This window comes from Mycobacterium sp. ML4 (assembly GCF_054515735.1).
Genome location: NZ_JBTNSY010000024.1, coordinates 23,135 through 34,710, shown reverse-complemented (window position 1 = coordinate 34,710; position 11,576 = coordinate 23,135). Strand labels below are relative to the sequence as shown.

Annotated in this window: 8 protein-coding genes; 2 read left to right on the top strand and 6 right to left on the bottom strand. The window is 65.0% G+C overall.

Annotated features, from left to right (window positions below; genetic code table 11):
- Positions 1-47: 47 nt before the first annotated feature.
- The 3 genes from ACX9NE_RS23330 to ACX9NE_RS23320 form a co-directional block, all read right to left on the bottom strand.
- A complete protein-coding gene (locus ACX9NE_RS23330; RefSeq protein WP_459363621.1) occupies positions 48-506 on the bottom strand; it encodes a lipocalin-like domain-containing protein in 459 nt (152 codons plus the stop codon).
- 77 nt (positions 507-583) lie between these two features.
- A complete protein-coding gene (locus tag ACX9NE_RS23325) occupies positions 584-1,714 on the bottom strand; it encodes an alpha/beta fold hydrolase (RefSeq protein ID WP_459363620.1) in 1,131 nt (376 codons plus the stop codon).
- Positions 1,715-1,735: 21 nt separating this feature from the next.
- Complete coding sequence (locus tag ACX9NE_RS23320) at positions 1,736-2,866, bottom strand: VOC family protein (RefSeq protein ID WP_459363619.1); 1,131 nt, start codon at positions 2,864-2,866, stop codon at positions 1,736-1,738.
- A gap of 134 nt (positions 2,867-3,000) precedes the next feature.
- Here ACX9NE_RS23320 and ACX9NE_RS23315 point away from each other — a divergent pair, with 134 nt between their 5' ends.
- The gene (locus ACX9NE_RS23315) at positions 3,001-3,663 is read left to right on the top strand and encodes a TetR/AcrR family transcriptional regulator (RefSeq protein ID WP_459363674.1); all 663 of its coding nucleotides are present in this window, start codon (positions 3,001-3,003) and stop codon (positions 3,661-3,663) included.
- 30 nt (positions 3,664-3,693) lie between these two features.
- On the opposite strand, the gene ACX9NE_RS23310 is transcribed toward ACX9NE_RS23315, so the two are convergent.
- Positions 3,694-4,452 (bottom strand): deoxyribonuclease IV, encoded by a 759-nt coding sequence (locus tag ACX9NE_RS23310; RefSeq protein ID WP_459363618.1) that lies wholly within the window; start codon positions 4,450-4,452, stop codon positions 3,694-3,696.
- 127 nt (positions 4,453-4,579) lie between these two features.
- Between ACX9NE_RS23310 and ACX9NE_RS23305 the strand changes: the two genes are divergently transcribed.
- Positions 4,580-6,502 carry a neutral ceramidase gene (locus ACX9NE_RS23305; RefSeq protein ID WP_459363617.1) on the top strand — a complete coding sequence of 641 codons (1,923 nt, stop codon included), beginning with the start codon at positions 4,580-4,582 and terminating at the stop codon, positions 6,500-6,502.
- Here the strand turns inward: ACX9NE_RS23305 and ACX9NE_RS23300 are convergent.
- Together ACX9NE_RS23300 and ACX9NE_RS23295 are read right to left on the bottom strand one after the other, a co-directional pair.
- Positions 6,489-7,427, bottom strand: coding sequence for a type IV toxin-antitoxin system AbiEi family antitoxin domain-containing protein (locus ACX9NE_RS23300; RefSeq protein ID WP_459363616.1), 939 nt, complete (start codon positions 7,425-7,427; stop codon positions 6,489-6,491). The two genes, ACX9NE_RS23305 and ACX9NE_RS23300, sit on opposite strands and share 14 nt — an antisense overlap.
- Before the next feature lie 155 nt (positions 7,428-7,582).
- The gene (locus tag ACX9NE_RS23295) at positions 7,583-11,533 is read right to left on the bottom strand and encodes a DNA-directed RNA polymerase subunit beta' (RefSeq protein ID WP_459363615.1); all 3,951 of its coding nucleotides are present in this window, start codon (positions 11,531-11,533) and stop codon (positions 7,583-7,585) included.
- Positions 11,534-11,576: the final 43 nt, after the last annotated feature.

Here is an 11,576-nt window from a genome sequence, read left to right as displayed (position 1 = left end):
GTAACGGCGTCAGTGCGCGGCCTCCGCCGCCCAGGGGTTCCCGATTTCTAGGGCCGTTCGTCAGGGTCCTGCGTGCCGTCCCGGGAGCGAGCCGAATCCGCCCGGACCCTCCCCCAAACAAGGGTCGCCCGTAGGGTTGACCCCTGTGTCGGCACGTCTGCGACTAGAGTGAGGCGGGTGCCGTCGAGTGTGCCGTGGCGCAGTTGCGTCGTGTGCAGCCAATCGGGTAACAGCGAGACCATCACGTCGTGAGTGATCACACCAGTCTGCTCGTCGACGTGATACGGGCCGCCGTAGGCGAGATAGTCGGCCGTGGCAGACCGAGCTGACTGAGCACCGACACTTTTTCGGCCTGCCCGCATCAGTTGCGCCGACATGTAGCCGTCATGGGTGTAGACGATCAGGCCCACAGCGTCGGTTCCCAGAGGATGGAACACCGAACCGCTGGAATCATCCTTCGCGTCGAAGGACATCAGCTGCCAGGCACCGACAATCTGGTCGCTCAACATCAACATTCCCATTTCCCGCAGCCGTCCCCCGGGTCCGCCCTGCCCGGTTGACTGCACAGCGCGCGGAGGTAGCCCTACCGGCTTGCCGAGCCGGCGGACGGCACCTGGCAAACCCGGTCGCAGAATTCGCCCAGCAGCCTGACCGTTTCCTGCGGCGCTTCAAAGGGCCAGAAGTGCCCGGTGTCGAACAGATGCACGTCGCTGCCGGGCGGCAACATCGCCAAGAGCGCCGGGTCTTCGTAGAATTCACGTGGCTGCAGCGGATCGTGAGCGCCTTGAAGCAACAGCACCGGAGCCGTCCAGGACCGGATCAGCCGGGTCCGGCGATCCACCCATTCCTGACGAAACGATGACGAGTGGAAGTACCGTGGCACCGCCGTCGCGATCCCGGGGTAGCTGAATTCGGCGAGGGTGCGCAGTAGGTCCTCCCGGTCGACAGGCCGTTCGGCGAGCCAGAAGTAAGCAGTCGCGGCGAAGCGTCGGGCATCGCTCAGCATGGCCGGAGCCTCGGGCGACTGCATCAGCTGCTGCTGCGGGTGCAGACTGGGATGCAGATGCCAAAAGTGTTGCTGCCCACGCCCGTAACCGCATACACGTTCACCCATCGCCGCGACGAGGTGGTCTCCGACGGGAGTGCCTCGATCGTGGGTGATAAGGGTGAATTCGCCGACCTGCAACGTGTCGAGGAGAGCGCCGAGCTGCTCGGCGACGCCGGACTGTCGATAATCGCCGCTGCGTTTGTCGGACTGGCCATAACCTTTGAGATCGATGGCCAGGCAGTGATAGCGCGGGCTGAGGGCTTCCAGAGCGTAGTGCCATTGCCACCACGAATCGGGCAGCCCATGCAGAAACACCACCGTGGGCTCTGACGGCGCACCGGCTTCCACGAAATGCCACCTGACCGTTTCGCTGTCGCCCGGCGCATCGACGAACCTGTGCACTGCCGTCACATCGCCCAGCTGCTCCATTGCACCGTCATGATTGCGTTGGACCGGTGCCATCTCACCCAGGGAGGTGAGCAGTTGGTCAGCGGATTGCATTGCAGCGGCCAGGCTTTCCTGCATCCTCTCTGAAATCCGCGCCGGCGGTTCGGTGTAGGTGAAGTCGGACATCATTGGCCCCTCTATCTTTCTCATCTCTGTTTCAACGGACGCGGCGCCGTTGGTATCTGGGATGTCGGGTGCGCGGTAGCCACCACCCGTCATGGGTCCGCAGCATCGAAACGCTCACGAGCTGGCCGCCTTTGACAGACCCCGAAGCCGGCGGGAATCGAACTCATTCTCGGCACTCAGGGCGCGAGCAACCGAAAGCGCCTCTCGTGGCAGCGACCTGGTGCTGGTGCCCAGGAAATCCTTTGTCGGAGAAGGCCCCCACTGCGCAAGTCCGGATACGCTGAAGGGTGCCCAGCCAGGTTCCAGCGAGCAGTCGAACATATCCCCGTCACTGAAGTGCTCGACCATGAACCCTTCCGGATCACGCCAGTAATCGAAAATCTGACTGCCTTGAACGTGCCGGCCGATGCCCCATGAACGTTGATAACCACACTCGGCGAGGTACTGGCCGCCGACCGCCAGACTGTCCAGATCGCTGACCTGGTAGGCCGAGTGGACGTAGCGGTTTGCAGATCCCAACGACAGCGCAAGGGTGTGGTGGTCGGTTGGCGTCAGACCGCGATCACAACGCATGAAACTCATGACCGGCCCCCCGTCACGCTGATCGGGGTAGAACAGAAAGTCGCTGACGATCAAGCCCAAGGTGTCCAGATACCAGTCGAGCGTCTGGCGATATCTCGTGGTTTGCAGCACCACATGGCCGAGCCGCTGCACCGCCGCGGGTCGCAACGGCGGTCGTTGCGGTGTGTTGACGCGGCGCAGCTCATGCCCGAAGTTGAAGCTCAGCGGCTGGTGAGCAGGCAGCTCCCCAAGCTCATGAGCCCCTGATACGACCGTGACCGTCTGCCCACTGGGGTCCGGCAAGATCACGGCCAGCCCGCCCAACGGGTCAGGCAGTCGCTGGGGCGTGCGCCCGGTGGCATCGGCCAGACGCACGACATCCGCGTGATCCGCAGCTGTGAAGGCTGCCGCGACAAACCGCGACCGCCTGGCCCGCCGAATGATCACGCACGCCGAATTGGGGTCCGTGCCACGCAGATGCAGCTCATCGGGCGTGCGCAGGGCCGTGATGAAGCCGAAGGCGCGCGCAAATGCCTCGGCCCGATCCAGGTCCCGCTTTTCGAACTCCAGCCATGCGATGTCATGGACCCGGATCACCGGGTTTCGCGACCGACCGGGGTGTTCCCCATTGCGGGCTCCCGCCTGGCTGTGCCGGCCACTATGTGCCGTTACTTCTGGAGTCACCGGAACACCTCCCGCTGGAGCTATACTTGAAGATATCTTCACTCAAGAAGCAACTGTCAGTCAAGCCCCTTACTGAAGAGATCTTCACAACCGAGGTATGCTCAGTTAGAACGCATTGGAGATGGGGGAATACGCTGGACCGCAACGACCGGCCGCTCAACCGCATCGAGCGGCGTAAGCAGCGCACCCGCGCCGCGCTGATCACGGCCGCGCAGGGTTTCATCGCCGCCGGAACCCTGCACGTCCCGATCCAGGACATCTGTCAGGCCGCCGACGTCGGTGTGGGGTCGTTCTACAACCACTTTGAGAGCCGCGAACAGCTGTTCGACGCCGCCATCGATGAGGTGCTGGACGCCCACGGTGCCTTGCTCGATGCGTTGACCGCGACGATCGACGATCCTGCCGCGGCATTCGCCTACAGTTTCCGGCTTACCGGACGAATGTTTCGCCGGCCGGAAAGCCGCATCGTCCTCAACCACGGATTGGAACTGATCACAGCTGAACGGGGTCTGGCACCGCGCGCCAAGCGCGATATCGCCGCGGCGACCAAGGCCGGCAGGTTCCAGGTCGCCGACCCCGCACTGGCGATGGCTGTCGCCGCCGGAGCCTTGCTGGGTCTGGGCCAGCTCGTGCAAGCCGAACCCGAGCGCGACGCGGCACAAACCGCCGACCAGGTAACCCAAGACCTGCTGCGGATGTTCGGGCTTCCCGCCGATGAGGCGCGGGAGCTGTGCAGCCAGCCGTTGGGTGTCGAAGAATTCGAAGCGGCTCTGATGGACCAGGGCGTCATCCGGTAAACCGGCACGGTCAAAGACACGTGGCGCCGGTCAGCGATTCGTTTCTTCCCGCAGAAACGCGATGTCGTCCTTTCGGCCCTCTTCGGCGGTCTCACATATCACCGGCGCGTCGGCGGCCTTGACCGCCGCCACCAACAGAGCCGGATCGATCTCGCCGCTACCCAGGTTGGCGTGCCGGTCGCGCCCCGAGCCGGCCGCGTCCTTGGAATCGTTGCAATGGACCAGGTCGATGCGTCCGGTGATGGCCTTGATGCGCTCCACCGCGTTCACCAATTCCTCGCCCGCCGCCCAGGTGTGGCAGGTGTCCAGGCAAAAGCCGATACCGGTGTCGCCGATGACATCCCAGAGCCGGGCAATGGTGTCGAAGCGGCGCGCGATCGCGTGGTCGCCGCCGGCGGTGTTCTCCAGATACACCGGCACCTCGGAGTTGAGCTGATCGAGCGCCTTGCGCCAGCGCTGGAACCCCTCGTCGAGTTCGTTGTCGTCGGTGACGTGGCCGCCATGCACGATCACCGCGGCCGCGCCGATCTCGGCCGCGGCGTCGCACGTCTGCTGCAGAATCTTGCGCGACGGGATTCGGACCCGGTTGTTCGGTGAAGCGACGTTGATCAGATACGGAGCGTGCACGTAGATCGGCAGCGCCGCGGCCTTGAGCTCGGCGGCATCGTCGCGCGGCTTCGGCGCCTTCCAGCTCTGCGGATTGCCCAGGAAGATCTGTACCACCTCAGCGCCTTCAGCCTGCGCTGCCGCCAGGGGATCTCCGGGACTGACATGTGAACCGATAAGCACTCCCCGAGTTTAATAAGGACGGCACATTCGCCCAGGCGTCGTGCGCATAAGGTGTGAGTCCTGCCCAGCATTGCCGCGTGCAGCGGGCAATCACCGCCGCGACCTACGCGGCGTGAGGATCGGGGAGGTGACGTTGTCTTTGGCGGGGCTCAGCGTGGGACGGGGCATCTCCGACATCACCGGCGAAGCCGCCGACTGCGGCATGCTCGGCTACGGAAAGATCGAGCAGCGCACCGCGGGTATCCACCTTCGATTGCGGTCACGCGCCTTCATTTTCGCGACTTCCCAAGCGCGGGTCCTGCTGGTGGTCGCCGAGTTGCCGCTGCCGATGCAGAACGTCACCGACGAGGTGCTACGACGGTTGGCGAAGTGTTACGGCGACACATACACCGCAAAGAACACGGTGATCACCACGACGCACACACACTCCGCTCCCGGCGGCTACTGCGGACACTTGCTGTACAACCTGTCTACCAGCGGGTTCCGGCCGACGACCTTCTCGGCCGTCGTCGAGGGCGTCGTCGAATCGGTGCGTCACGCCCATGATGAACTTTCGCCGGCCGAAGTGACACTGTCGCACGGGGAGTTGCATGGGGCCAGCATCAACCGGTCGCCGGCAGCCTTCGACCGCAACCCGGCCTCCGATCGTGCGCACTTCCCCGACCGCATCGATCCGCACACCACGCTGGTGAGAATCGATCGTGACGAAAAGACCGTGGGCACAATCCATTTCTTCGCCACTCACGGCACCAGCATGACCAACCGCAATCTGCTGATCTCCGGCGACAACAAAGGCTTCGCCGCTTATCACTGGGAACGCACCGTCGCCGGCGTGGACTATCTGGACGGCCAGCCCGACTTCATCGCCGCCTTCGCCCAGACCAATCCGGGTGACATGAGCCCACACGTCGACGGACCGATCGCCTACGGCCCGTCGCGGGCCGACAGCGAACTGGAGAATACGCGCCTGGTCGGGTTGTCCCAATACGAGGATGCGTTCGCACAATTGAACACCGGTGAGCCGATCGGCAGCGTGGTTGACTCCCGGCTAACCTACGTCGATCTCAGTAACGTCCGGATCCGTGGAGAGTACACCCCTGACGGTCACGAGCGGCGTACCGGACGCCCGATGATCGCCGCTGCGATGTTCGCGGGAACCGACGAAGGCGAGGGCTTCGCGGGTTTCCGCCAGGGCCGAAACCCCTTCTGGGACAGAATTTCTCGAGGCATCTACCGACTCGCCGGCAGGCTTCGGGCGGTACAGGAGCCCAAGGGCATGGTTATCCCGGCCCACGCGGTGAACCGGCTGGCGCCGTTCATCCAGGAGGTCGTTCCGGTTCAGCTGCTGCGGATCGGCCGGCTCTACCTGATTTGCATTCCCGGTGAACCGACCATCGTCTCGGGCCTCCGCTTGCGTCGCACGGTGGCTTCGATCGTCGGCGCCGACCTCGCGGACGTGCTCTGCGTGGGTTACTGCAACGCCTACATCCATTACGTGACGACGCCCGAGGAGTATCTCGAACAGCGGTACGAGGGCGGGAGCACCCTGTTCGGTCGATGGGAGTTGCCGGCGCTCATGCAGACCGTGGCCGGGCTCGCCGAAGCCTTGCGGGACGGCCGTCCGGTGCCGCACACGGCCGGCCCCCGCGCCCGCAGGCCCCGAAGCTGGCTACGCTCCGGCCCCGCCGACACCGGTTCCTTCGGCGCGATCGTCGCGGAACCGGACCCGACATACCGCCCGGGTCAGGCGGTGGAAGCGGTGTTCGTCAGCGCGTCGCCCAACAACGACGTCCACCGCAACCGCACCTTTCTCGAAGTGGTCCGCCTCGAGGGCGATCAGTGGGTGCGCGTTGCCGACGACGGTGACTGGTCGACGACCTTCGGGTGGCAGCGCGACGGCCGCAGCGGCTCGCACGCTCGCATCCGGTGGAACATTCCCGATGATGCCGCATCCGGGCACTACCGCATCGTCCACCACGGGATGGCCCGCGACACTCACGGCAGGCTGGAGCCGTTCCAGGCCACCACGCACGAGTTCACGGTGCGCTGAGGTTGGCGCGAGCAGACGTTAGAGCCCCTAATTCAGGAGCTATTTGGGCGCCTTTGCGTCTGTTCGCCAAGTGATATTTGAGACGGTCGGCAAGCCCTACGGGGTCGCCGCGCACGTCGTCGACAGTGATCGGTATCCCAAGCCAGCCGAATTCCTGCAGTCGCGCGGTTTTCAGCCGGTCGTGCAAGAGGGCTTCGCGGCCCAAATGCCACTGCACACTGTCGTACTCGGCGTAGACCATGGCCTCAGGCCAGGCGAAGTCGACACGCCAGAGCTTGCCGTAGTCGTCAGTGATGTTGTACTGCAGGTCCGGCTTGGGAACCTTGTTGTCGATGAACACCAGTCGCGTCTCGCTTTCCATCGGCGACTCGGCGCGCCCGTCAGCATGGAGAATCAGCTGCCGCACCCTGACGATGCCGCGTCGGCCCTTCTGCTCGCGGATCGCCGCGTCGAGTTCGCCTCTGCTGCATGCCCTGACGTGCAAGGCAGCGTCCAGCGTGGCAAGACTGCGTCGCCGCGGCAAAGACCGCGCGACCTCGATCGCTGTCCAAGACGGCGCGGTCGCCAGCCGGCCCTCCACACGTCGAAGCGGTGCGCCGACTCGCTGATGCACCATGAGGCCCGCGGACGGCCGCATGCGCACTCCCGGGTCGAGGATGTGCAGGCGCGAATTACCCTCGGTGTCAAAGCCGTACAGCGCCGCGGCGGTACTCATGCAGGCGACGATCGGTTCACGGGCAAGCAGGTCCAGGGCAGCCAACTGCTCGAACACGTCCGGTTCGTGCAGGCCGTAGACACCGCGGCACACTCGAATAAGCCTGCCCGCCTTGACAAGTACTGCCAGTCGCTTGCGACTCATGGTGGTCAGCAATTGGCCAGTCGTCGCAAGTCCGCCGTTGGCCCGTAGAGCGCTTTCGATGTCCATGGGCCGGATGATGGCCCAGAGTGTGCGACGACATGTGTTAGAAGTGAGCCTGGCGGGCCACTATGTGGATAGCCGCTCAGGTGGGGATGTGCGACAAGACGCAAAAGCCCCACATTTCCGGAGGAAATGGGGGCTTTTGCGTCTGCTCGCGGTAGTTACCGGTAGTCGCTGTAGCCGTAGTCGTCCAGCGGAACCGCGGCACCGGTCGCCTGGCCGAAGTCCGGGCTGTAGTACTGGTCCTCGTACGACGGGATCGTGTACGCCGCGGCGCGGGCCTCCTCGGTCGGCTGAACCGCGATGTTGCGGTACCGGTTGATGCCGGTACCGGCCGGGATCAGCTTGCCGATGATCACGTTCTCCTTCAGACCGTTGAGCTTGTCGCTGCGGCAGTTGATCGCCGCGTCGGTCAGCACCCGCGTGGTCTCCTGGAACGACGCCGCACTCAGCCACGAGTCGGTGGCCAGCGACGCCTTGGTGATGCCCATCAGCACCGGACGGCCGGCGGCGGGCTCGCCGCCCTCGGCCACCACCCGGCGGTTCTCCGCCTCGAACTCCGCACGGTCGATCAGCGAACCGGGCAGGAACTCCGTCGAGCCCGAGTCGATGATGGTGACCCGGCGCAGCATCTGGCGCACGATGACCTCAATGTGCTTGTCGTGGATCGACACACCCTGGGCCCGGTAGACCTCCTGGACCTCGCGGACCAGGTGGATCTGCACCTCACGCGGGCCCTGCACCCGCAGCACCTCGTGCGGGTCGGCCGAGCCTTCCATCAGCTGCTGGCCCACCTCGACGTGGTCGCCGTCGGCGAGCACCCGCTCGGAACCGTCCTCGTGCTTGAACACCCGCAGGCGCTGACGCTTGGACAGCTTGTCGTAGACCACTTCCTCACCGCCGTCGTCGGGGACGATGGTGATCTTGTAGAAGCGCTCGCCGTCCTCGAGACGGACGCGACCGGTGACGTCGGCGATGGGCGCCTTGCCACGCGGCACCCGGGCCTCGAACAGCTCCTGGACACGCGGCAGACCGCCGGTGATGTCCTCACCCACACCACCCTGGTGGAAGGTACGCATGGTCAGCTGCGTGCCGGGCTCACCGATGGACTGGGCGGCGACGATGCCCACGGCCTCGCCGATGTCGACCAGCTTGCCGGTGGCCATCGACCGGCCGTAGCAGGTGGCGCAGACGCCGGTTCCGGTGGTGCAGGTCAGCACCGAACGCACCTTGATCTGCGTGATCCCCGCCGCCAGCAGGGCCTCGATCGACGGGTCGCCGAGGTCCTCGCCACGCGCGACAACGACATTGCCGGCCTCGTCGACGGCGTCGGCGCCCAGAGTGCGTGCGTACGCCGAGGTTTCGATGTACGGGTCACGGATCAGGGTGCCGTCCGGTTGACGCTCGGCCAGCTCGACGACGATGCCGCGCTCGGTCTGGCAGTCGTGCTCGCGCACGATCACGTCCTGGCTGACGTCCACCAGACGACGGGTCAGGTAGCCGGAGTCGGCGGTACGCAAAGCAGTGTCCGCCAAGCCCTTTCGCGCGCCGTGGGTGTTGATGAAGTACTCCAGCACGGTCAGGCCCTCGCGGAACGACGACTTGATCGGGCGCGGGATGAACTCACCCTTCGGGTTGGTCACCAGACCCTTCATGCCGGCCAGCGTTCGGGTCTGGGTGAAGTTACCGGTGGCACCCGACTCCACGATGGTGATGATCGGGTTGTCGCTCGGGTAGTGTTCCCGCAGCGCCTGGCCGACCTCGTCGGTGGCTTCCTTCCAGATCTCGACCAGGGCCTCGTTGCGTTCGTCGTGGTTCAAAGCCCCACGCTGAAACTGCTTTTCGACCTTCTCCGCGCGCTCTTCGTAGGCGTCCAGAATCTCCTTCTTGCGCGGCGGAACGAGCACGTCGGCCATCGACACCGTGACGCCGCTGCGGGTCGCCCAGTAGAAACCGGCGTCCTTGAGCTTGTCCACGGTCTGCGCGACCACGATCATCGGGTAGCGCTCGGCCAGGTCGTTGATGATCGCGGCCTGCACCTTCTTGTGCATCTGCTTGTTCACGAACGGATAGCCCAGCGGCAGCAGTTCGTTGAACAGCACCCGGCCCAGCGTCGTCTCGGCAACCCAGGCGTCGCCCGGCTGCCAGCCGTTCGCGCCGAACAGCTCGGCCTCGAGTTCGGTCGGCGGACGCAACTGGGTCAGCCGCACCTTGATCTTGGCCCGCACCGAGAGCACCCCGCGGTCGGCGGCCATGATGGCCTCGGCCGGCGAGGAGTAGACCCCGGTCTCCGCCTGGTCTGTCGCCGCGGGCCGGAACTCGCCCTTGTCGCCGGGAACCTCGGTGGTCAGGAAGTACAACCCGGTCACCATGTCCAGTCGCGGCATGGCCAGCGGACGGCCGGAGGCGGGCGACAGGATGTTGTTCGACGACAGCATCAGGATGCGCGCCTCTGCCTGCGCCTCGGCGCTCAGCGGCAGGTGCACGGCCATCTGGTCACCGTCGAAGTCGGCGTTGAACGCCTCACAGACCAACGGGTGCAGCTGAATTGCCTTGCCTTCCACCAGCATCGGCTCGAAGGCCTGAATGCCCAGCCGGTGCAGCGTGGGCGCGCGGTTCAGCAGCACAGGGTGCTCGGAAATGACTTCCTCAAGCACGTCCCACACCTGCGGACGCTGACGCTCCACCATCCGCTTGGCGCTCTTGATGTTCTGCGCGTGGTTGAGGTCGACGAGCCGCTTCATCACGAACGGCTTGAACAGCTCGAGTGCCATCAGCTTCGGCAGGCCGCACTGGTGCAGCTTGAGCTGCGGGCCGACCACGATAACCGAGCGGCCCGAGTAGTCGACACGTTTGCCGAGCAGGTTCTGGCGGAACCGACCCTGCTTGCCTTTGAGCAGATCGGACAGCGACTTCAGCGGACGGTTACCCGGCCCGGTGACCGGGCGGCCACGGCGGCCGTTGTCGAACAGCGCGTCCACCGACTCCTGCAACATCCGCTTCTCGTTGTTGACGATGATCTCGGGCGCGCCGAGGTCGATCAGCCTCTTGAGCCGGTTGTTGCGGTTGATCACGCGGCGGTACAGGTCATTGAGGTCCGACGTGGCGAACCGGCCACCGTCGAGCTGCACCATCGGGCGCAGTTCCGGCGGGATGACAGGGACGGCGTCCAGGACCATGCCCATCGGCGAGTTGCCCGACTGCTGGAAAGCGGCGACCACCTTCAGGCGCTTGAGCGCGCGAAGTTTCTTCTGCCCCTTGCCACTTCGGATGACCTCACGCAGGTTCTCGGCCTCGGCGTCGATGTCGAAGTTCTCGATCAACTTCTGGATCGACTCCGCACCCATGGCACCGGTGAAGTACTCGCCGTAGCGGTCCTGCAGTTCGCGGTAGAGGTTCTCGTCGACGATCAGCTGCTTGGGGGCCAGCTTGGTGAACGTGCTCCAGATGTCCTCCAGCCGGTCCAGCTCGCGCTGCGCGCGGTCGCGCAGCTGACGCATCTCGCGCTCACCGCTGTCGCGGACCTTGCGCTTGGCGTCGGCCTTGGCGCCCTCGGCCTCCAGCTCGGCCAGGTCGGCTTCCAGCTTCTGCGCGCGGGCCTCCAGGTCGGCATCGCGCTGATCCTCGACGGCCTTGCGCTCCACCACCATTTCGGCCTCGAGCGTGGAGAGCTCGTTGTGCCGCATTTCGTCGTCGACCGCGGTGATCACGTAGGCGGCGAAGTAGATGATCTTTTCGAGATCCTTGGGAGCCAGGTCCAGCAGGTAGCCCAGCCGCGACGGTACGCCCTTGAAATACCAGATGTGGGTGACCGGGGCGGCCAGCTCGATGTGACCCATCCGCTCACGGCGCACCTTGGCACGGGTCACCTCGACGCCGCAGCGCTCGCAGATGATGCCCTTGAAGCGCACGCGCTTGTACTTGCCGCAGTAGCACTCCCAGTCGCGAGTCGGCCCGAAGATCTTCTCGCAGAACAGGCCGTCCTTCTCGGGCTTGAGCGTGCGGTAGTTGATGGTCTCCGGCTTCTTGACCTCGCCGTAGGACCACTGACGGATGTCCTCCGCGGTCGCCAGGCCGATTCGGAGTTCATCGAAGAAGTTGACGTCTAACACGTAACTCCCTTTCCCCTTGCGGGTTTAGTGACTGAAAAGCTGG

Bases quoted from the DNA above. Each gene is read 5' to 3' on its own strand.
- ACX9NE_RS23325 (WP_459363620.1), bottom strand. From the start codon at position 1,714: ATGACGGGTGGTGGCTACCGCGCACCCGACATCCCAGATACCAACGGC.
- ACX9NE_RS23300 (WP_459363616.1), bottom strand. From the start codon at position 7,427: ATGGACATCGAAAGCGCTCTACGGGCCAACGGCGGACTTGCGACGACT.